20 protein-coding genes are annotated in these 19,976 nt (G+C 69.7%); 5 read left to right on the top strand and 15 right to left on the bottom strand.

What is annotated here, in order from left to right; genetic code table 11:
- Positions 1-112 precede the first annotated feature (112 nt).
- From secF to BLQ75_RS10035, 8 genes are all read right to left on the bottom strand, one after another.
- Positions 113-1,369, bottom strand: a complete 1,257-nt coding sequence (secF, locus tag BLQ75_RS24475; protein ID WP_092600905.1) for a protein translocase subunit SecF — start codon at positions 1,367-1,369, stop codon at positions 113-115.
- Positions 1,370-1,372: 3 nt separating this feature from the next.
- A complete protein-coding gene (gene secD / locus BLQ75_RS10065) occupies positions 1,373-3,148 on the bottom strand; it encodes a protein translocase subunit SecD (RefSeq protein ID WP_092600903.1) in 1,776 nt (591 codons plus the stop codon).
- A gap of 358 nt (positions 3,149-3,506) precedes the next feature.
- Positions 3,507-3,887, bottom strand: coding sequence for a preprotein translocase subunit YajC (gene yajC / locus BLQ75_RS10060; protein ID WP_092600901.1), 381 nt, complete (start codon positions 3,885-3,887; stop codon positions 3,507-3,509).
- A 243-nt stretch (positions 3,888-4,130) separates the two neighbouring features.
- On the bottom strand, positions 4,131-5,246 hold the full coding sequence (gene ruvB, locus BLQ75_RS10055; RefSeq protein WP_170837425.1) for a Holliday junction branch migration DNA helicase RuvB: 1,116 nt from the start codon (positions 5,244-5,246) through the stop codon (positions 4,131-4,133).
- A gap of 65 nt (positions 5,247-5,311) precedes the next feature.
- The gene (ruvA, locus tag BLQ75_RS10050; RefSeq protein WP_092600899.1) at positions 5,312-5,950 is read right to left on the bottom strand and encodes a Holliday junction branch migration protein RuvA; all 639 of its coding nucleotides are present in this window, start codon (positions 5,948-5,950) and stop codon (positions 5,312-5,314) included.
- Complete coding sequence (ruvC, locus tag BLQ75_RS10045; RefSeq protein WP_092600897.1) at positions 5,947-6,534, bottom strand: crossover junction endodeoxyribonuclease RuvC; 588 nt, start codon at positions 6,532-6,534, stop codon at positions 5,947-5,949. Before ruvC ends, ruvA begins: the two co-directional genes overlap by 4 nt.
- A 121-nt stretch (positions 6,535-6,655) precedes the next feature.
- Positions 6,656-7,486 (bottom strand): class I SAM-dependent methyltransferase, encoded by an 831-nt coding sequence (locus BLQ75_RS10040; protein ID WP_211481277.1) that lies wholly within the window; start codon positions 7,484-7,486, stop codon positions 6,656-6,658.
- 117 nt (positions 7,487-7,603) lie between these two features.
- Positions 7,604-8,113 (bottom strand): DUF4262 domain-containing protein, encoded by a 510-nt coding sequence (locus tag BLQ75_RS10035; RefSeq protein WP_092600895.1) that lies wholly within the window; start codon positions 8,111-8,113, stop codon positions 7,604-7,606.
- A 222-nt stretch (positions 8,114-8,335) separates the two neighbouring features.
- Here BLQ75_RS10035 and BLQ75_RS10030 point away from each other — a divergent pair, with 222 nt between their 5' ends.
- Positions 8,336-8,965, top strand: coding sequence for a class I SAM-dependent methyltransferase (locus tag BLQ75_RS10030; protein WP_092600893.1), 630 nt, complete (start codon positions 8,336-8,338; stop codon positions 8,963-8,965).
- A 133-nt stretch (positions 8,966-9,098) separates the two neighbouring features.
- On the opposite strand, the gene BLQ75_RS10025 is transcribed toward BLQ75_RS10030, so the two are convergent.
- The 5 genes from BLQ75_RS10025 to BLQ75_RS10005 form a co-directional block, all read right to left on the bottom strand.
- Complete coding sequence (locus BLQ75_RS10025; RefSeq protein WP_092600891.1) at positions 9,099-9,851, bottom strand: YebC/PmpR family DNA-binding transcriptional regulator; 753 nt, start codon at positions 9,849-9,851, stop codon at positions 9,099-9,101.
- Entirely contained in the window at positions 9,848-10,552 is a 705-nt protein-coding gene (gene pdxT, locus BLQ75_RS10020) for a pyridoxal 5'-phosphate synthase glutaminase subunit PdxT (RefSeq protein WP_092600889.1), read from the bottom strand. Before pdxT ends, BLQ75_RS10025 begins: the two co-directional genes overlap by 4 nt.
- 42 nt (positions 10,553-10,594) lie before the next feature.
- On the bottom strand, positions 10,595-12,028 hold the full coding sequence (locus BLQ75_RS10015; protein WP_211481276.1) for an amino acid permease: 1,434 nt from the start codon (positions 12,026-12,028) through the stop codon (positions 10,595-10,597).
- Positions 12,029-12,287: 259 nt separating this feature from the next.
- On the bottom strand, positions 12,288-12,590 hold the full coding sequence (locus BLQ75_RS10010; RefSeq protein ID WP_092600885.1) for an AzlD domain-containing protein: 303 nt from the start codon (positions 12,588-12,590) through the stop codon (positions 12,288-12,290).
- Positions 12,587-13,306 carry an AzlC family ABC transporter permease gene (locus BLQ75_RS10005; RefSeq protein ID WP_139182947.1) on the bottom strand — a complete coding sequence of 240 codons (720 nt, stop codon included), beginning with the start codon at positions 13,304-13,306 and terminating at the stop codon, positions 12,587-12,589. The genes BLQ75_RS10010 and BLQ75_RS10005 overlap by 4 nt, the downstream gene beginning before the upstream one ends.
- A 70-nt stretch (positions 13,307-13,376) precedes the next feature.
- On the opposite strand from BLQ75_RS10005, the gene BLQ75_RS10000 reads away from it, so the two are divergent.
- The gene (locus BLQ75_RS10000; protein ID WP_092600883.1) at positions 13,377-13,937 is read left to right on the top strand and encodes a helix-turn-helix domain-containing protein; all 561 of its coding nucleotides are present in this window, start codon (positions 13,377-13,379) and stop codon (positions 13,935-13,937) included.
- Between the two features lie 239 nt (positions 13,938-14,176).
- Here BLQ75_RS10000 and pdxS read toward each other — a convergent pair whose 3' ends face one another.
- Positions 14,177-15,091 (bottom strand): pyridoxal 5'-phosphate synthase lyase subunit PdxS, encoded by a 915-nt coding sequence (pdxS, locus tag BLQ75_RS09995; protein ID WP_092601082.1) that lies wholly within the window; start codon positions 15,089-15,091, stop codon positions 14,177-14,179.
- 395 nt (positions 15,092-15,486) lie between these two features.
- On the opposite strand from pdxS, the gene BLQ75_RS09990 reads away from it, so the two are divergent.
- Positions 15,487-17,589 (top strand): elongation factor G-like protein EF-G2, encoded by a 2,103-nt coding sequence (locus BLQ75_RS09990; protein WP_092600881.1) that lies wholly within the window; start codon positions 15,487-15,489, stop codon positions 17,587-17,589.
- On the opposite strand, the gene BLQ75_RS09985 is transcribed toward BLQ75_RS09990, so the two are convergent.
- Positions 17,568-18,551 (bottom strand): GlxA family transcriptional regulator, encoded by a 984-nt coding sequence (locus BLQ75_RS09985; protein ID WP_211481275.1) that lies wholly within the window; start codon positions 18,549-18,551, stop codon positions 17,568-17,570. The two genes, BLQ75_RS09990 and BLQ75_RS09985, sit on opposite strands and share 22 nt — an antisense overlap.
- A gap of 163 nt (positions 18,552-18,714) precedes the next feature.
- Here BLQ75_RS09985 and BLQ75_RS09980 point away from each other — a divergent pair, with 163 nt between their 5' ends.
- Together BLQ75_RS09980 and BLQ75_RS23860 are read left to right on the top strand one after the other, a co-directional pair.
- A complete protein-coding gene (locus tag BLQ75_RS09980; protein WP_092600877.1) occupies positions 18,715-18,906 on the top strand; it encodes a hypothetical protein in 192 nt (63 codons plus the stop codon).
- A 666-nt stretch (positions 18,907-19,572) separates the two neighbouring features.
- The gene (locus BLQ75_RS23860; RefSeq protein WP_211481274.1) at positions 19,573-19,974 is read left to right on the top strand and encodes an SAV_915 family protein; all 402 of its coding nucleotides are present in this window, start codon (positions 19,573-19,575) and stop codon (positions 19,972-19,974) included.
- Positions 19,975-19,976: the final 2 nt, after the last annotated feature.

Below are 19,976 nucleotides of genomic sequence, written 5' to 3'. Positions count from 1 at the left end.
GCCGCGCCGAGCGGTCCCCACGCGGCTTCGAAACGGACCTTCCGGCCGCTGCCGGTGACCGGTCGCGCCGATCACCGGAAAACGAAAGACACCTCCGGCGACCGGCGTAGGGTCACCGCCGCTTCCTGCCGGACGAACGGCGCCCGGCCTTCCCGGAGGGTCGGGCCGTGCCCGGGTTGGGCGCACCGGAAGCACCGGCCCCGGCCAGCTTCGCGCCACCTGTTCCGTTGCCTGCGTGGCGCGTGCTCTCGACCGAGTCGGCCTCGGCGGTGGCCCCGTTGACGGTGTTGGAGCCCTCCTGGTTCCGGTTGCGCCTGCGCTGGGCGACCTTCTCCGCGTGAGCTCGGTACTTGGACTCGCGCATCTTCAGGTCCACCAGCAGGGGCGTGGCCAGCAACAGCGAGGAGAGCACACCCGCGAGCATGCCGACGCCCTGCACCAGCGCGAGATCCCGCAGCACGCCCACACCCAGCAGTCCCGCGCCGACGACCAGCAGACCGAGCACCGGCAGCAGCGCGATGACCGAAGTGTTGATCGAGCGCATCAGCGACTGGTTGACGGCCAGGTTGGCCGCCTCGGGGTAGGTGCGGCGACTCGTGCTCAGCAGACCGGAGGTGTTCTCCTTCACCTTGTCGAAGACCACGACCGTGTCGTACAGCGAGAAACCGAGGATGGTGAGCAGACCGATCACCGTACTGGGGCTGACCTGGAACCCGGTCATCGAGTAGATGCCCGCGGTGACCAGCACGTCGTGCAGCAGCGCCACGAGCGCCCCGACCGCCATCCACCGCTCGAAGTAGAACGCGAGGAACACGGTGACCAGCACGAGGAACACCGCCAGCGCGATCAGTGCCTGCTGGGTGATCTCACTGCCCCAGGTGCCGCTGACGGCGCTGTCGCTGATCGCGTCGGCGCTGGGCTGACCGTTGGTTCCCAGGGGACGCAGGTCCTCGAACAGGGCCGACTTGACCTTGACCAGATCGGCCTGCGAGAGCTTCTCGGTGTTGATCTGCACCGTCTGGCTGCCGCCGCTGCCCACCAGCTGCACGGAGGACGGCTCGGAGCCGAGCGCCTCCTGGAAGGAGTTCTCGACCTCGGTGGTGGTGATCTGCCCGGAGGCGCCCTGAGCCGGCATCGAGATGTTGGTGCCGCCCTCGAACTCGATGCTGAGGTTGAAGCCCTTGACACCCACGAAGAGGGCGGAGACCAGCATCAGCGCCCCGAGGACGACGTACCAGTACTTGCGCTTGCCGACGATGTCGAACGCGCCGGTGCCGGTGTAGAGCCGTTGCAGCACCCCGCGCTTGGCCTCGGTGCCGCCCGCGTCGGCCGCGGTGGGAGCGGTCCCGTTGCTGCCGGTCGTGTCCACGACTCACGCCTCCTTCGGAGTGCCGTTGGAAGCACTCTGCTGCCGGTTGACGCCCTTCCGCTGCGCTCTGGCGCGTTCGCCCATCCGCTGGACCGCGCCGAGCCCGGTCAGCGCCGGGCGGGAGAGGAACTTGCTACGCGAGGCCAACGCCACCAGTGGATGGGTCACCAGGAAGACGACGATCAGGTCCAGCACCGTCGACATACCGAGCGTGAAGGCGAAACCCTTCACCTGACCGACGGCGAGCAGGTACAACACACCCGCCGCGAGGAAGCTCACCGCGTCGGCCGAGAGGATGGTCCGGCGCGCACGGGCCCAGGAACGCGGCACCGCCGACCGGAAGGTCCTCCCCTCGCGTATCTCGTCCTTGAGTCGTTCGAAGAACACGATGAACGAGTCAGCGGTGATACCGATCGCGATGATGAAACCGGCCATGCCCGGCAGGTCCAGTGTGAACCCGATCCAGCGGCCGAACAGCACCAGCACGCCGTAGACGACCGCGCCGGACAGCACCAGCGAGAGGATCGTCAACAGCCCCAGCAGCCGGTAGTAGAACAGGCAGTAGACGGCCACGAGGATCAGTCCGATGCCGCCCGCCAGCAGCGCCGCCTCCAGCGAGGCGACCCCCAGCGTCGGTGAGACGGTCTCGGCGGTGGACTGGTCGAAGGCCAGCGGCAGCGCACCGTACTTGAGCGTGTTGGCGAGGTTGTTGGCCGTCTCCTGGTTGAAGTTGCCCTCGATCGAGGTGTTCCCGCCGACGATCGCACTGTTGATGGACGGAGCGGATACCACCTGGTTGTCGAGTACGAAAGCGACCTGCTCCCCCACGTTCTGGGAGGTGAAGTCGGCCCAGGTCTTCGTACCCTGGTTCTTGAACTCCAGGTTTACGGTCCACTGGGCCTTGCGCTGTCCCGGCGGGGAGGATGTGGCGTCGCTGATCTGGGTGCCGGGGATCAGCACCGGCTCGAGGATGTACTTGCGCTGGCCGTCGTCGCCGCAGGTCACCAGCGGAAGCTTCGGGTCGGCGTTGCCACGGAGCGGATCGGGGGCATCGCAGTCCAGCGTCAGCAGCGCCTGGCGCTGCATCGCCGGGTCCTCGCTCTGCCGCAGCTGCTTGGCCTGCTGGATCCGCTCTGCCCTGGTCTGCGGTTCCTCGCTGCCCTGCTGGTCACCACCTCCGGACTGGGACTGCCCGTCCGGTCGCTGTTGATCCGAGGGCTGCTGGGCCCGCGCGGCGGCCCACTGCGGGGTGGTGCCCGATGACTGCTGCTCCTCGGAGCCGCTCGAATCGCCACCCTGGCCGGACTCGTCACCCTGCCCCGACTGGTTCCCCTGGCCGGACTGGTTTCCCTGCCCCGGCTGGTTGCCTTGTCCGGGTTGGTTGCCCTGCAGGGCGCTGACCGGAACCACCTGCTTGACCTTGCGCAGATTCAGCTCCGCGGTCTGCCCGAGCCGCTTGGCCTGCTCGCCGTCCTTGCCCGGCACCGTGATCACCAGGTTGGTGCCGTCGATGGTGACCTCGGAACCGCTGACGCCGAGCCCGTTGACGCGCTGCTCGATGATCTCGCGCGCCTGCTGCAACGACTCGTCCGTGGGGGGCTTGCCGTTGGGGGTCCGCGCCGTGAGCGTGACCCTGGTCCCGCCCTGCAGGTCGATGCCCAGTTCGGGTACGGGCTTGCGGTCACCGGTGAAGAACACAAGGCTGTATATGCCCAGCAGAATCACCACGAAGGCCAGCAGGTAACGCGCCGGCCGGATCTGCCCGCGTGGAGGTGCCACGTTAGGTCCGTCTCCTCGTCCGGGGTCGGTGCCGAAGGTCCGGCAGTCGTTCAGGGCCGTCGCCGCGCCCGGCCCTTCACGGTGCCGGCCACCGCACGTGGCTGACGCGACAACGGCGTCCAGTCTGACAGGTCACATCGCGGTCCTGTCGCGCAGGTACTGAATCGTGATCTACGAAGCGCGGGGGAACGACCGGGACCGTGTCCCGACGACACCGGTTCGGACGCCGAGCGCTCCCGCCGCGACTAGCTCCTCAACGCGAGTCCGCGCCCGGAGCGCGTGCTCCCGAGGTCGGCTCGCCCGCCGCCGAAAGCACGCGCCGGGCCTCACGTCGGGACCGCGCGACCCGGAACGACTCTCAGCCGGTCTTCTGGGTCTCGGCGTTCTCGGTGGTGTCGGACTCGTCCCGTGAGGAATCGCGGTCCGAGGAGTCGACGAGTTCCTCGTCGTCGTCATCCTCGTCGTCGTCCTCGTCGACCTCGGTCTCGACGCGCTCGCGGATCGCCTGACGCAGCCAGGTCGTGACCACACCGTCGGCGATCTCCAGCTCGATCGAGTCGTCCTCGGTGTCCACCACGGTGCCGAACAATCCGGAGGTGGTCATCACTCGGTCGCCGACCGTCAGCGAGTTCTGCAGCTTCTGCTGCTCGCTCATCGCCTTGCGCTGCTTACGCATCTGGAAGAACAGCAGCGCCGCGAACGCGATGAACAGAATCGGGATCAAATACTCTGTCGACATCTTGCTCCATCCACGGACGTGACCCGGACAGCGCGGCGACCGCGACAACGGAGCCGTGCCCCACCGGCGCCCGGACTATTCGGATGTACCTCCCCCAGTGTGCCAGGTTCACCAGCGCAGAAACGTCCCTGCCCTGACGGCCGACCCGCCGGAAGGAGCACAGGAAGGAGTGGCGCAGCGCACAACGCCACGCCGGAGCCGATGCCGCCCGTCGCCGGTCCACCCGCACCCGGCCCGATCCGCTCACTCGTCGAACAAGCCGGGCTCGGCCGGTTCGGGAGCGGCCACCGGAGTGGCACCGAAAGCGTTCGCCGGAGGCACCAGACCCAGGTGGTGCCAGGCCGCCGCGGTGGCCACCCGCCCGCGCGGCGTCCGGGCCAACATGCCCGCGCGGACCAGGTACGGCTCGCACACCTCCTCGATGGTGCTCTGCTCCTCGCCCACCGCGACGGCCAACGTCGAGGCCCCCACCGGCCCTCCGCCGAAGGAGCGGGCCAGCGAACCGAGCACGGCCCGGTCGAGGCGGTCGAGCCCCAGCTCGTCCACGTCGTAGACCTCCAGCGCGGCGCGGGCCACCTCGACGGTGACCACCCCGTCGGAACGCACCTCGGCGTAGTCGCGGACCCGCCGCAGCAGCCGGTTGGCGATGCGCGGGGTTCCCCGGCACCTCCTGGCGATCTCGGCGGCCCCGTCCGCGCGCAGGTTCACTCCCAGGATTCCGGCCGAGCGGTTGATGACCCGCTCCAGCTCGCTCGGCTCGTAGAACTCCATGTGCGCGGTGAAGCCGAACCGGTCCCGCAGCGGCCCGGTCAGGGACCCCGAGCGCGTAGTGGCCCCCACCATGGTGAACGGCGCGATGTCCAACGGAATGCTGGTGGCTCCCGGCCCCTTTCCGACCACCACGTCCACCCGGTAGTCCTCCATCGCCAGGTAGAGCATCTCCTCGGCGGGGCGGGCCATGCGGTGTATCTCGTCGATGAACAGCACGTCACCGGCGGCGAGGTTGGACAACATCGCCGCCAGATCGCCCGGTCGTTCCAGCGCCGGGCCGGAGGTCACCCTGATGGCCGAACCGAGTTCGGACGCCAGGATCATGGCCAGGCTGGTCTTGCCCAGCCCCGGCGGACCCGCGAACAGCACGTGGTCGGGCTGCTCGCCCCGCCCGAGCGCCCCGTGCAGGACCAGCCGGAGCTGCTCCCGGACACGCTGCTGACCGACGAAGTCGTCGAGCTTGCGCGGACGCAGGCTCGCGTCGATCTCCTGCTCGCCGGTGGCTCGGTGTGGCGAGAGGGTGTCCTCGGAAGCCTCGGTCGCGTCCACGGCACCGCTCTCCTGCTCCACCGGCCCGTCCTCGTGCATGGTCTCCTCGAACTCCGCTCGTACTACCCGCGATCGTGGTTCCGCCACGCCCGCACCGTCCCGGACTACTTGGGACCGAGTGTGGCCAGCGCCTTGCGCAGCACGGTGGAGGTGTCGGTCTCCCCACCGTTCTCGGCGAGCACCGCGTTGACGCTCTGCTCGGCCTGCTTCGCGGAGAACCCGAGCCCGACCAGGGCCTCGCTGACCTCGGACCGGATACCTGCGGTGTCCACGGCCGCGACCCCGGCGTCCGAGCCGCTCACCGGCGTCGGCTGCCCGGGCTCCGCCCCGTTCGCGGCGGACAGCGCGGCCACCTTGTCGCGCAGTTCCAGCACGAGCCGTTCGGCGCTCTTCTTGCCTATCCCTGGGACCATCGTCAGGGCACCGGTGTCGCCCCGGCTCAACGCGTCGCGCAGCTGCGACGGGTCGAGCACGGCCAGCGCGGCCAGCGCCAGTCGCGGCCCCACGCCGGAAGCGGTCTGCAACAGGGCGAACAGGTCGCGCGCCCTCGCGTCCGCGAAGCCGTAGAGCGTCAGCGAGTCCTCCCGGACGATCAGCGAGGTCGCCAGGCTGGCCTCCTCACCTCGCCGCAGCCCGCCCAACGTGGCGGGTGTCGCGTACACGGCCATTCCCACGCCGCCGACCTCGATCACCGCGTGATCCAGCCCGACCGACAGCACCTCACCCCGCACCGAGGCGATCATCGGTGGCCCCCCTTCGTACCGGACGAGTCCCGTGCGGCTCGCCGCAGCCGCTGTTGATGGTTGTGCGCGAGTTCGGCGGCGCGCTGCTCCGCCTCGGCGAGCCTGCCCGCCATCGGGGCCCGCCAGAGGTGGCACAGCGCCAACGCCAGGGCGTCGGCCGCGTCGGCGGGCTTCGGCGGGGTGGACATGCCGAGGACCTTGCTGACCATGGCGGTGACCTGACGCTTGTCGGCCTTGCCCGAACCGCTGATGGCCGCCTTGACCGAACTCGGGGTGTGGAAGGCGACCTGAATGTCACGTCGCGCGGCGGCCAGCGCGACGATGCCGGAGACCTGTGCGGTCCCCATCACCGAGCGCACGTTCTGCTGACTGAACACCCGCTCGATCGCCACGACCTCCGGGGCGTGCTCGTCGATCCACTCTTCCACCCCCTCGGCGATGGCGACCAGGCGCCGGGGCAGCTCGTCGTCGGTGGGACTGCGCACCACGCCGACTCCGAGGCAGCTCACCCCGCGCCGATGCCCACTCTCGACGACACCGACCCCGCAGCGTGTCAGCCCCGGATCGACTCCCAGTACGCGCACACCCTGATCCTCTCGCGCGAGCTGTTTTGAACACGCGTTCGAATGATACCGGCCGGAGGAACGGGACCGCGCACGGCGACACGCACGCCGCGCCGAGCGGAGACCCATCGCCCGGAACGGGTCAACCGGGCAAGCTCGCCCGCAGCGTGAACAGCATCGGCAGCCGAGGCGCACCCGGCGGCAGGCGGAACCAGTACGCGTCCCGAACTCCGCCCGGCCAGGGGAGCCAGGGACTGCTTTCGTGCTCGTGCAGTGCTTCGACACGCATCCCCGCCCCGATCAGCGCGTTGATCGTCCCACCGAGTCCGTGCGCCCACTCGAACGTCTCGTTGCCCTCCGGCATGGCATCGCCGGTGTAGGTCACCTCACCATGACTGTGGACGGCACTGTGATGGTAGTCGTAGTCCAGCCACAGACCGGAGTGCACATCGGGCTGTTCGTCAGCGGCCGCGCCCAGCACCGGATGGAATTCCACCAGGCAGAGCACACCACCGGGGCGGAGCAGTTCGGCCACCACCCTCGCCCACGCGTCGAGGTCGGGAAGCCACCCCAACGACCCCTTCCCGGTGTAGACGACGTCGAACCGCGCCCACCCCAGCACTTCGGCCGCCTCGTGGACATCGGCGGTGACGAACTCCATGCGCTGTCCGCACCGTACGGCCAGCTCCTCGGCCACCTCGACGGACCGCGGGGAGAAGTCCAGCCCGGTCACGTCGGCCCCCGCCCTGGCCAGCGCGACGGTGTCGGAGCCGATGTGGCACTGCAGGTGCACCACGTCGCGACCGCGAAGATCCCCCAGCGCCTCCCACTCGAAATCGGCCAGCGGTTGGTTGCCCGCGACGATGCCTTCCAGGTCATAGAACGAACTGGCGGCGTGCAACGGAGCGCTCGCGTCCCAGCTGATCCGGTTCGCGCGGTACTTGTCCTCGAAGGAGATCTCGGATTCGGTCACGGGCCGAATTCACGCAGAGCACGAGGAGCCGTGTCCAACGGTTTTCCGGCACGGCGACGGGACGTGGCCGTGAGCGGGCGAGGCGCGGGGGCGGCGCTGCCATCGGCAGCGGCGGACTCAGACCCCGTCGTGGCCGGGGGTCCAGCTCTCCGGCGCACCGCTGTCGGTGAGCACCGGCTGGTAGGCGGCGAACCCTTCCGGAGCCCGTTCCGACCAGGAGAACAGACCGGTGTCCGGGGTAGGCAGCAACAGTTGCAGCGCCGGGAAGTCGTCGTCGCCGTGAACCAGCATCGCGCTGCCCAGGTACATCGGGTAGTGCGCCCGGGCCACGCGCTCGAAGGTGACGGGCTGCTCGGCGAGGAAACCCTCGTAGAGCCTGCCGGGGACGAAGCGCTCTCCGGCGCGGGCGCGTTCGACGTAGGTGTCGACCACGCTCTGGCCCACCTTCTCGGGGAGTCCGATCACCACGACCTCCGGCCTGCCGAAACGTCGCCAGGCGCCCACCGAGAACGCGTAGGGCGCGTGCTCCTCGTCCTCCGGCACGTGCAGGACGGCCGCCCCGTGCCGCTCGGAGGTGTCGACCAACCACCTGCGCAGTTCGTCCGTCGAGCTCGCCGCGCCGGACATCACGTCTCACCTCTTCCGTCGACGGGTACGTTCGCGGCCCGACCGCACCCCGGGAACGCCGCGTCGAGGGCGAAGCCTAGTTCACCGAGAGGCGCGGCCGACATCCCGTCGCCCGCGCCCCGGGAGCCACCGAGCCGCGTAGCGACCTCGGCTTGACTTCCAGTTCGCTCGAACTCGCATGCTCGTGGTGATCTCACGAACCAACGAGACGAGGAGAGCACCGTGGACACTTCCATCGCGCGGGACCACTTCGAGCGGGCCTACCGGGACGGCGACCCCCTGTGGGTGATCGGACAGCCTCAACCAGCCGTGGTCGAGCTGGAACGGCGGGGCTGGATCTCGGGGGCGGTGCTCGACCCCGGCTGCGGTGAGGGCGAGCACACCATCCTGCTCACCGAACTGGGCTACGACGTACTCGGCGTGGACGGTTCGGAGACGGCCGTGGCACGGGCGCGCCGGAACGCGGCCGAACGCGGCGTGGCGGCGCGTTTCGCGGTGGCCGACGCGTTCGGCCTCGGCTCCGAACCACGCTTCGACACCGTGGTGGACAGCGCGCTGCTGCACGTGTTCGGCGCCGAGGAACGACGTGCCTACACGCGCGCCCTGCACGCGGTGTGCGGGCCGGGGGCGATGGTGCACGTGCTCGCGCTCTCGGACACCGAGGACGCGGGCGGGCCGCGGCTGAGCGCCGAGCAGGTGCGGGACTCGTTCGGCGACGGTTGGAGCGTCGAATCCCTGGAACCCGACATCTACCGCGGCATCGCGGGTGAGGAGTACGCCGCCCGGCTCGACGTCGCGGCTGACGAGGCGGTCGACACGGCCGCCTGGCTGGCACGGGTCCGCAGGCTCTGAGTCCCTCCTCGGGAGGGTCGGCGGAACCACGGGGCTGGCCGATCCGCCCCGGGCTTCCCGGTGGTCGCGGTGCCCGCGCCCGCGACGACGCGCGGGGTTCGCGGTCCTCGATGAACCGGGAACCCCGCGTGGTTCACGCCGAGACCTGGGCCATGACCTCGTCGGAGACGTCGAAGTTCGAGTAGACGTTCTGCACGTCGTCACAGTCCTCGAGCGAGTCGATCAGCTTGAAGACCTTGCGCGCGCCGTCACTGTCCAGTGGGACGTTGACCGACGGGAGGAAGCTCGGCTCGGCGGAGTCGTACTCGATCCCCTCGGCCTGCAGCGCCTTGCGAACCGGGACGAGGTCGCCTGGCTCGCAGAGGATCTCGTAGTTCTCCCCGAGGTCCTCGATCTCCTCGGCGCCCGCCTCCAGCACGGCGCCGAGCACGTCCTCCTCGCTGAGCCCGTTCTTGGGCAGGATCACCACGCCGCGCCGGTTGAACAGGTAGGACACCGAACCGGCGTCGGCCATCGAACCACCGTGCTTGTTCATGGTGGTGCGCACCTCGCCCGCGGCGCGGTTGCGGTTGTCGGTCAGGCACTCGATCAGCACGGCCACCCCGTTGGGGGCGTAGCCCTCGTACATGACCGTCTGCCAGTCGGCACCGCCCGCTTCCTCACCGGCACCGCGCTTGCGGGCGCGCTCGATGTTGTCCTGCGGCACCGAGGACTTGCGCGCCTTCTGCATGGCGTCGTACAGCGTGGGGTTGGCCTCGGGGTCGCCCCCACCCGTGCGCGCTGCGACCTCGATGTTCTTGGTCAGCTTCGCGAAGAGCTTGCCGCGCTTGGCGTCGAGGGCGGCCTTCTTGTGCTTGGTCGTGGCCCACTTGGAGTGGCCGCTCATGTGTCCTCCGTGGTATCTGGTCGCACCGGGCCGGTATGCCCGCTGTTCTCGTGGATCATCCTTACGAACAGCCGGTGCACGCGATCATCACCGTTGACCAACTCCGGATGGAACGCCGTAGCGAGCACCGGCCCCTGTCGAACCGCGACGATGGTACCCCCGCCCGTCGCCTCGGCCTCCCCGTCCGCCGGCTCACCCGACGAGGGGACGCTCGCCAGCACGGTGACGTCGGCGCCCGTCTTCTCGACGCGGGGAGCCCGGATGAACACGGCACGCAGTGCCGGTCCTTCGATTCCCTCGAAGGCGAGATCGGCTTCGAAGGAGTCCACCTGGCGCCCGAAGGCGTTGCGGCGGACCACCACGTCCAGCGCTCCCAGGGTCCGGACGCCGGGGCTGTCCCGGACGTCGGGGCGATCGTCGAGCACGCTGTCGGCGAGCAGCACCATGCCCGCGCAGGATCCGTAGGCGGGCATGCCCTCCCGCAACCGCGCGCGGAGCGGCTCGAAGAGCTCGAAGGTGTCCAACAACCGCGTCATGGTGGTCGACTCGCCGCCCGGCAGCACCAGGGCGTCCACCTCGGCGAGCTCTTCTGGGCGGCGCACCGGGCAGGCGGTCACTCCGGTGCGCCGCAACGCGGCGAGATGCTCGGCGACACCGCCCTGCAGGGCGAGCACGCCGACGACCGGTTGAGCTGGGTTCACACCCCGATTGTCCTGCAGACGCGCGAGCGGGCAACGTCCGGGTCAGTCGCGTTCGGCGGGAGCCGAACGCTTGCCGACCACCAGCCAGCCCACCCACAGGGCCACGACCAGCAGCGGGATCGCGTAGAGCGACCAGCGGGCGGCGATGTCGGAGGAGAAGCCCGCCAACACCAGCACGAGCGCGAGGAAGCCGAGCACGACCCAGTTGCTGTAGGGGGAACCGGGCATCCGGTAGGACGGCCGCCGGATCACCCCGGCCTCGGCCAGCTTGCGCATCCGGAGCTGGCTGTAGAGCAGGCTGGCCCAGGTGGCGATCACACCGAGCGAGGAGATCGAGGTGGCGATCTCGAAGGCCTCGTCCGGCACCACGTAGTTCAGCAGCACTCCGAGCAGGAAGACCGCGGCGGTGAACAGCACGGCCCCGTAGGGAGCGCGCTGGGCGTTCATCCGGGCGGTGAAGGCGGGGGCCTCACCGTTGCGGGACAGGGACCGCAGGATGCGTCCGGTGGAGTACAGCCCCGAGTTGCAGCTCGACAGCGCGGCGGTGAGCACCACGAAGTTCATGATGTCGCCGGCCCAGGGAATACCGATGCTGGAGAACACCGTGACGAACGGGCTCTCGGAGCCGCTGTAGGCGGTCCAGGGCAGCACCATGCACAGCAGCAGCAGCGAGCCCACGTAGAAGAACGCGATGCGCACGATGACGCTGTTGATCGCCCGGGGCATCACCTTGGCGGGGTTCTTCGTCTCGCCCGCCGCGATACCGGCCATCTCCATCGAGGCGTAGGCGAAGATCACTCCCTGCAGGCTCATCAGCACCACCGGTATCCCCATGGGCAGGAACCCGCCGTTGTGGACCAGGTTGCCGACTCCCGCCGTGGTGTCCCCGACCTGGGCCCCTGTCAGCACGAGCCACACGCCGAGGACCAGGAAACTGACGATGGCCAGCACCTTGATCACCGAGAACCAGAACTCCAGTTCCCCGAACAGCCGCACCGACAGCAGGTTGACCCCCAGCAGTACCAGCAGGGCCAGCAGGGCGGTGATCCACTGCGGGAAGTCGGGAAACCACTTGCCCACGTAGATCCCCGCCGCGGTGATCTCGGCGACTCCGCTGCCGACCCAGTTCACCCAGTACATCCAGCCCGAGGCGAAGCCCGCCCACGGTCCGATGAACTCGCGGGCGTACTCCACGAAGCTGCCGGACAGCGGCCGGTGGAGCACCAGCTCGCCCAGGGCGCGCATCACGAAGAACACGGCGATGCCGCAGACCAGGTAGGACAGGATGATCCCCGGTCCCATCCGTTCGAGCAGGCCACCCGCGCCGAGGAACAGGCCGACACCGATCGCGCCGCCCATGGCGATCATCTGGACCTGACGGTTGCCGAGTCCGGTGGCGTAGCCCTCGGCGTTCGAGTGTGCGGCGGGATCGCCGTCGGTGGTGGTGCCGCCGGGCGGTTCGGGCGCGCTGACCAAGGTCTGCCTCCCAGTCGACACGGGCCGCGTGGTGGGGCCCGAGGTTGCGCAACCGGGGACGGATCGCGTCCCCGAATCGGTCGGCAAAACCATAAACAACGCTAACGAACGACCCGAGCACGGGTTAACGAACGCTCACGTCGGTGACGTGTTATCGCCCGGCGGGGCCGCAGGCCAGGCGGGAGAGCCGCGAGCGCCGCCCAGCCTCTCGCCCGGCGCGATGTGAAAGACACCACTTCAAATCCGGGGGCGCGGGTGCTCACAGCAGTGCGCGCAACACGGCCGTGACCCCGGCGGCGGCGATCACGACCACCACGAACGGCGCCCCGCGCCACGCCAGGACACCGCCCACGAGCACTCCCGCCAGGCGCGGCCACCCGGCGAACGAACCCGACTCGTAGCACGCGCTGACGGCCACGAACGCACCGAGCAGCGTCAACGCGGCCGTCGAGAGCAACCGTCCGCCGCGTTCGGAGACCCGGAACCTGTCACGCAGCAGCGGGCCGGCGAGACGCATCGCGTAGGTCCCGGCCGCCAACGCGAGCACCAGCCCCAGCGTCATGCCGTTCCTCCTTCCCCCGCCCGGCTCCGCCGGTCGTTCGGCAGCGGCAGCGCCGCCACGGTTCCGAGCAGCGCGATCAGCACCGCGAGGCCTTGGTCGAACAACGGGACGGTGAGCACGGCGAGCAGACAGCCGAGCAGCACGGCACGCAGCACCGACCGGTCGCGCAACGAGGGCAGCACGAGGGTCAGCAGTCCGGCGGGCAGGGCCGCGTCGAGACCGAACAGCTGGGGATCGCCGAGCCCGCGCCCGAGCAGCCCGCCCAGCAGCACCGACGGAGCCCAGACGCAGTAGAGCGTCACTCCGGCCACCCAGTAGGCACGTCGTTGCCGCGCGGGCTCGGACTCGGCCAGCGCGAAGGCCACCGCCTCGTCGACCAGCAGGTGGCTCCCGAACAGCTTGCGCCCGATCCCCTCCCCCATGACGTCGCCGAGCGCCAACCCGTAGGGCAGGTGCCGCGCGTTGAGCAGCCAACCGCCCAGCAGCGCGGTCACCGGCGCGGCGCCCGCCGTGGTCAACCCCACGACGAGGAGCTCCGAACCTCCCGCGAACACGAGCGCCGCCATCACCGTGACCAGCCACAGCGGCACCCCGCTGGAGACCGCGATGGCCCCGAGCGAGGCCCCGATCACGGCGAGCGCGAGCGCCATGGAGGCCACGGCGGGCAGCAGCCGGGCCGTGTCGGAGGCACGATCCGTTCTGTTTGACAACCCCATCGTTCGCTATACTGAACAAAATGAACTCTGTTCGTCAAACCGAACGATCGTGAGCTCAGCGGGAACGATTATGCGGAGATCCGAGAGCGAGGCGATCGAGACGATCTCGATCGCGCTGCGCCACCACCGTGAACGCGCGGGCGTCTCGCTGTCCGAGCTGGCCAAGCGCGCGGGGGTCGCCAAGTCGACGCTCTCGCAGCTGGAGTCGGGCGAGGGCAACCCGGGGGTGGAGACGCTGTGGGCGCTGGCCGTGGCGCTGAACGTGCCCTTCAGCAGGCTCGTGGAGCCGCCGACCCCCAGCACGAGAGTGATTCGCGCCGGACGGGCCCCGCGGCTCCGGGCGGAGCACTCCGCCTTCGCGGCCGGGCTGCTGTCCTCCTCCCCCGCCGGAGCGAGCCGGGACATCTACGAGATAGCCCTGGAGGCCGACGAGAGCAGGGAGGCGGAACCGCACCAAGCCGGGACCGTCGAACACCTGGTCGTCGTCTCGGGGCGGATGCGCAGCGGACCGACCGCCTCCCCCGTCGAGCTCGATCCGGGTGACTACACGACGTTCTCCGGCGCGGTCCCCCACCTCTACCGCTCGGTGGGAGGCCCCGCCACAGCGGTGCTGATCATGGAGCACTCCTGAGCCGAGTACCGGGGGCACCCGCTCCGGGGCACCTCGGCACCGGAACCGGGGCATCGAACATGTGACGGCCGTAGCACCGGGAAGTGACCGGAGGCGCACTCACCTCCGACGGGTAGCGCCCGGGCCGGAGGCACCGAGAGGGCCGGGGCGACGCGAGGAACTCCGAAGCCCCGCCCGCTCGCCGATCGCCTGAACGACGCTCGGCGCCCCGGCCCCTGGAGGAACCGACCCGGCGGGATTCACCAGCCGCGCTGGGCGTAGTGCTGCTCCTCGGGAAGCTCGTCGACGTTGATGCCCACCATCGCCTCACCGAGCCCCCGCGAGACCTTGGCGACGACGTCGGGGTCGTCGTAGAAGGTGGTCGCCTTGACGATGGCCTCGGCTCGCCCGGCGGGATCGCCCGACTTGAAGATCCCCGAGCCCACGAACACGCCCTCGGCGCCCAGCCTGCGCATCATCACCGCGTCCGCCGGGGTGGCGATCCCGCCCGCGGTGAACAGCACCACCGGCAGCTCACCGGTCCCGGCGACCTCGCGCACGAGCTCCACCGGCACCCGCAGCTCCTTGGCCGCGGCGTACAGCTCGGTGGCGTCCAGCACCGACAGCCTGCGCATGTCCGCCCGGATCCGCCGCATGTGCCTGGTCGCCTCGACGACGTTGCCGGTACCGGCCTCCCCCTTGGAGCGGATCATCGCCGCTCCCTCCGAGATCCGGCGCAGCGCCTCGCCGAGATTGGTGGCGCCGCACACGAACGGCACCGTGAAGGGCCACTTGTCGATGTGGTTGTCCTCGTCGGCCGGGGTGAGCACCTCGGACTCGTCGATGTAGTCGACCCCGATCGACTGCAGCACCTCGGCCTCGACGAAGTGGCCGATACGAGCCTTGGCCATGACCGGGATGGATACCGAGCTCACGATGCCGTCGATCATCTCGGGGTCCGACATCCGGGCGACACCGCCCTGGGCACGGATGTCGGCGGGCACGCGTTCCAGCGCCATCACCGCCACCGCCCCGGCGTCCTCGGCGATCCTCGCCTGTTCCGGCGTGACGACGTCCATGATCACGCCACCTTTGAGCATCTCCGCCATGCCCCGTTTGACCCCGTCGGTCCCGGTGGCGGTGGTGGACAGGTCGGTGGCGTCGCCGTTGGTCACGTTCGATCGATCCTTTCTCACGCGTCGCTCGCGGTGCGGACGCTTCGGGTGGTCCCCCGCCCGGTGGACCGTCTTCGGAACACGCGGTACGCGACAACTCCTCGATCGGAGTCCCGGACACGCGCCGGGGCGGGGTTGCGTCTTCGAGCCTAGGAACCGCCGCGGTATGGCGAACGGGCCACTGCGCGCCTTTCTCACCAGTCCACTTCGCCCGAGGCCCGCCCGGCGGATGGGGGCGCGAGCGCCCCGGCACGGTGCCGGACCCCACCCGGCACGGTGCCGGACCCCACCCGGCACGAGGCCGTGCGCACGGGTTCGACCTTGCACACCTCCCCCACCGGGTGTGTGATCGGTACCACAACCGAGTCCGGTGTGCGGCGTGGCAGGGGGCAGCGATGAGCAACAAGCGCACGGGGAACGGAACGGCTCAGCAGGCACCGGCACCGACCGACCCCGCCGACATCCGCAACGTGGTGCTGGTGGGGCCGTCCGGCGCGGGCAAGACGACACTGGTGGAGCGATTACTGGCGACCACCTCGACCATCAGCAGGCGGGGCTCGGTGACCGAGGGCACCACGGTCTGCGACCACGAGACCGCCGCCGTGGAGCAGCAGCGCTCGGTCGGCATGGCGGTGGCCCCGCTGCGGCACCGGGAAACCAAGATCAACCTGATAGACACCCCCGGATACGCCGACTTCCTCGGCGAGCTGCGCGCGGGCCTGCGTGCCGCCGACGCGGCCCTGTTCGTCGTCGCGGCCACCGAGGGCGTGGACTCGGCCACGCGGACGACGTGGCAGGAGTGCGCCAGGGTCGGCATGCCGAGGGCGGTGGTGATCTCCCGCCTGGACCAGCCTCGGGCGGACGCCACGGCCGCCATCGAGTCGTGCGTGGCCGCGTTCGGCAACGGAGTGGTACCGCTGTACCTGCCGCGCGAGCACGGGGGCTCGCCCACCGAGCTGTTCGGGCTGCTCACCGGGAGCAGCTACGACTACTCGCGGGGAAGCACACCGATCGTGCGCGCGGACAACCGACCGCTGGACGAGTCGACCAGGGCTGCCAGGGAGAGGCTGCTGGAAGGGATCATCGCGGGCAGCGAGGACGAGACGCTGCTGGAGCGCTACCTGGCGGGCGAGAACATCGAGGAGGCCACGCTCCTCGGCGACCTCGAGGCGGCGGTGGCCCACGGCGGGCTGCACCCGGTGATCCCGGTCTCGGCCGAGACCGGGATCGGGATCACCGAACTGCTGGACGGCGTGGTGCGCGCCTTCCCCTCGCCGCTGGAGCGCGTGCCGCCGGAGTTCACCGACCCGCACAACGCCAACCCCCGCGAACTGGGGTGCGACCCGAACGGCCCGTTGGCCGCCGAGGTGGTGCACACCTCCGTGGACCCGTACGTGGGGCGGGTCTCGGTACTGCGCGTGTTCTCCGGGACGATGCGGCCCGACAGCCCCGCGCACGTGTCCGGCCACGGCATGGCGGACCGGGGACGTCCCGACCACGACTCGGCCGAACGGATCGGCCACGTGCACAGCCCGCTGGGGGCCGGGCTGCGCGAGGTGCCGCACTGCGTGGCGGGTGACCTGTGCGCGCTGACCAAACTGACCTCCGCCGAGACCGGCGACACGGTGTCCGACCCCAGGGACCCGCTGCTGCTGCAGCCGTGGGACATGCCCGACCCGCTGCTGCCGATGGCGGTCACCGGCCACGGCGACGACGACGCGCTGTCCCGCAACCTCAACCGGCTGCTCGCCGCCGACCCGACCATACGGCTGGACCGCTCCACCGAGACGCACCAGATGGTGCTGTGGTGCATGGGCGAGGCGCACGCCGAGGTCGTCCTGCGACGGCTGCGGGAGACCGGGGTGGACGTGGACACCGAACCGGTCCGCGTGGCCTTCCGCCAGACCTTCCGGGGGCCCGCGAAGGGGCACGGCAGGCACGTCAAGCAGTCGGGCGGGCACGGGCAGTACGCCGTCTGCGACATAGAGGTGGAGCCGCTGCCGCGCGGAGCCGGGTTCGAGTTCACCGACCGGATCGTCGGGGGTGCCATCCCGAAGCAGTTCGTCGGCAGCGTCGAGAAGGGGATCCGGGCACAGCTGGAGCGGGGGATCGAACCGGAGTGCCCCGTGGTGGACGTACGCGTGACGCTGGTGGACGGCAAGACGCACAGCGTGGACTCCTCGGACGCGGCCTTCCAGGCGGCCGGGGCCCTGGCCCTGAAGTCCGCCGCCGAGCGGGCCGGACTGCTCACCCTGGAGCCGGTGGACGAGGTGGAGGTGCGCATCCCGGACGACCACCTCGGGGCGGTGCTCGGGGACCTGTCCAGCCGCAGGGGCAAGGTGCTCGGCACCGAGCCGGCCGACACCGGCTGGACGGTGGTGCGGGCCCACGTCCCCACCACGGAACTGACGCACTACGCGGTCAACGTGCGCTCGCTGAGCTCCGGCAGCGCCAGCTTCAGCCGCAGCTTCGCGGGCTACGAGCCGCTGCCGTGGTGACCCCTTCTTCCTGGTGCGACCCCCCGGTCGGTCCGGAAGGTGCGGCGGTATTCGGTGGGGGTCACCCCCAACCTGCGCAGGAAGTGGTGCCGCATCGTCGTGGCGTTGCCGAACCCGCAGCTGTCGGCTACCGATTCGAGAGTGCTGTCGGTGTCCTCCAACAGCTGCTGGGCACGCGCCGTCCGCTGCGTGGTCAGCCAGTGCAGCGGTGTGGTCCCCGTCTCCGCCTTGAAGCGACGTGCGAAAGTGCGCGGGGACATCCGCGCTCTGCGGGCGAGCTCGGCGACGGGGAGATCGCGGCGCAGGTTGTGGCCCATCCACTCGAGCACCGGGCCCAGCGTGTCGGTCGAGGTCGGCACCGGTAGCTCGATGTACTGCGCCTGACCACCCTCCCGGTGCGGTGGCACCACCATCCGGCGGGCGATGGCGTTGGCGGTGCGGGCACCGGACCGCATTCGGACCAGGTGCAGGCACAGGTCGATCGCCGCGGCGGTCCCCGCGCTGGTGAAAACGGGCGGGTCCGCCGTGTACAGGACCGATTCGTCCACTTCGACGTCGGGAAACTCGCGGCGGAAGTCGTCCGCCTTGTACCAGTGCACCGCCGCTGTGCGTCCCCGCAGCAACCCCGCCTGTCCCAGCACGAAGACGCCGGAGCACAGCGCCGCCACCCAGGCACCTCCTTCGACGGCCCTCGACAACGCCTCGATCACCGGCCGGGAGACCTCGGGCGGAGCGGGCTCGTCCAGCGGAGGAACGATCACGAGATCGGCCTCCGACAAACGTCGCAACCCGTGGGTCGCGATCAGCCGGAAGCCGCTCTTGGTGCTGACCGAGGAGGTGCTCTCGGAACACAACGCGAAGTCGTACACCGGCAGCTGTTGCTCACCGCGATCGGTACCGAACACCTCGCAGGCCACGCCGAGCTCGAACGGAGCGACCCCGTCCCCGACCAGCACTGCCACGTTCCAAGGGTGTGACACGCGGCGATTGTGGCAGTAAATCATCGATGATCGACAGTCCTGCCAGTCGCGGGGACTCGTGGTGGCTGGGCATGCTGCCGGACGTGATCACCCGCCGCTCAGCGGCCGGCGGGAACGACCGAACACCGCGAACCGAGGAGTCGACATGCGATGGTTGCGGGCCTTTTGGCACGAGTTCCGCGATTTCAACGCCACCAATGTGTGGTTGTGGCAGCGCTATCTGAGTTCACTGCGTCCGTGGGAGTCCGAACCGGACTCGGCGGCCGAGGAAACGGTGGAGGCGTCGCACCGGGCGGACCGCACCACCGATCACGAGACTCCGATGCCCGTCGGTTGAGCCAGGGGTTCACGCGGAAGCGCCCCGGCGAGGAGACGACGCCTCCCGACCAGTTCCACAGCTTCGCGGCGGATCCCGAGAAAAGTGGACACACGCTCGGACGGAGTCGCCTCCCGGAGCGGGTGACCGGCGGTGTGGTCAGTGTCGATCAGGGCCCGCTCGGGATCGCCGTCGGTGGCGGCACCGTCGAGGGCTGACCCACGGCCCGCACGGTGCCCCAGTGTCGAACCGCCACTCCGCGAGTCCGCCGGTGAGCGCGTGGACGACGCCGAGCCGGCCGAGGACCGTGCGTTCCTCGGAGGCGGCGAACTCCGTCCGACCACGAGCGGATGAGGGTGTTCGGAGGTATCGGCGGGGCGACCACTTGGCGGCAGCCCTCGCACGGTATTCACCACGACAGGCCCGGTGCCGAAGAAGTGGGACGGCGGCACGCTGTTGACGACACTAGCGATTCCACCGAACGCGCTATCGAAATCATCAGAATGTGTAATTGCGTAGATCGATCTTATAACAAGAAACAGCACTTCTGTCCGCCAGGAGCATTCACCTTCCGGTTCCATGCGGGTGAATTTGTTTCGAACAATCCCATATCACCGCTCCCAACCCTTATGATGTCACCTCGACACTGGCTGGAAGACCGTTCTGAGCGTGAGCGCGGAGGGGACTATGCCGCCACGTATGGCGGGTAGCGGCGATCGGGACGAGACCGTCGCTCCAGCTGTTCTGGGGGCCGACTACCTGGATCGGGGAAAAACCCCGGAAGAGCAGGAGGAGCGAGGAGGAACGGAGGAGCGGCCCCACGGGCAACCCTCCTTCCCACCGGTGGTGTACGTACCCTGCGAGGCGGCTTCGCCGAACAACGGCGAGCTGTCCGTCGATCTACGGCGAACACGTGACGGGCGTACGGCGCTGTTGGTCTATTCCAGCAACGAGCGTCTGGTTCGGTGCTGCGGCGAGCAGCAGCCCTGGGTGGCCGTACACACCGAGAAGCTCGACGAACTCGATCGGAGAATCCATTTCGACCTGATTCTGCTCGATGTGGACATACCCCGACAGTTTCGGCGCTGAGG

The sequence above is a fragment of the Actinopolyspora xinjiangensis genome (assembly GCF_900104475.1).
Classification (GTDB): Bacteria; Actinomycetota; Actinomycetes; order Mycobacteriales; family Pseudonocardiaceae; genus Actinopolyspora; species Actinopolyspora xinjiangensis.
This window is presented reverse-complemented; position numbering and strand designations above follow the sequence as displayed.

What these genes read in the sequence shown, in the direction of transcription:
- yajC (WP_092600901.1), bottom strand. Translation starts at nt 3,887, where the DNA reads ATGTCGACAGAGTATTTGATCCCGATTCTGTTCATCGCGTTCGCGGCG.
- ruvB (WP_170837425.1), bottom strand. Translation starts at nt 5,246, where the DNA reads ATGCACGAGGACGGGCCGGTGGAGCAGGAGAGCGGTGCCGTGGACGCG.
- ruvA (WP_092600899.1), bottom strand. Translation starts at nt 5,950, where the DNA reads ATGATCGCCTCGGTGCGGGGTGAGGTGCTGTCGGTCGGGCTGGATCAC.
- BLQ75_RS10035 (WP_092600895.1), bottom strand. Translation starts at nt 8,113, where the DNA reads ATGTCCGGCGCGGCGAGCTCGACGGACGAACTGCGCAGGTGGTTGGTC.
- BLQ75_RS10025 (WP_092600891.1), bottom strand. Translation starts at nt 9,851, where the DNA reads ATGAGCGGCCACTCCAAGTGGGCCACGACCAAGCACAAGAAGGCCGCC.
- BLQ75_RS10010 (WP_092600885.1), bottom strand. Translation starts at nt 12,590, where the DNA reads ATGACGCTGGGGCTGGTGCTCGCGTTGGCGGCCGGGACCTACGCGATG.
- BLQ75_RS10005 (WP_139182947.1), bottom strand. Translation starts at nt 13,306, where the DNA reads ATGGGGTTGTCAAACAGAACGGATCGTGCCTCCGACACGGCCCGGCTG.
- BLQ75_RS10000 (WP_092600883.1), top strand. Translation starts at nt 13,377, where the DNA reads ATGCGGAGATCCGAGAGCGAGGCGATCGAGACGATCTCGATCGCGCTG.
- BLQ75_RS09990 (WP_092600881.1), top strand. Translation starts at nt 15,487, where the DNA reads ATGAGCAACAAGCGCACGGGGAACGGAACGGCTCAGCAGGCACCGGCA.
- BLQ75_RS09980 (WP_092600877.1), top strand. Translation starts at nt 18,715, where the DNA reads ATGCGATGGTTGCGGGCCTTTTGGCACGAGTTCCGCGATTTCAACGCC.
- BLQ75_RS23860 (WP_211481274.1), top strand. Translation starts at nt 19,573, where the DNA reads ATGCCGCCACGTATGGCGGGTAGCGGCGATCGGGACGAGACCGTCGCT.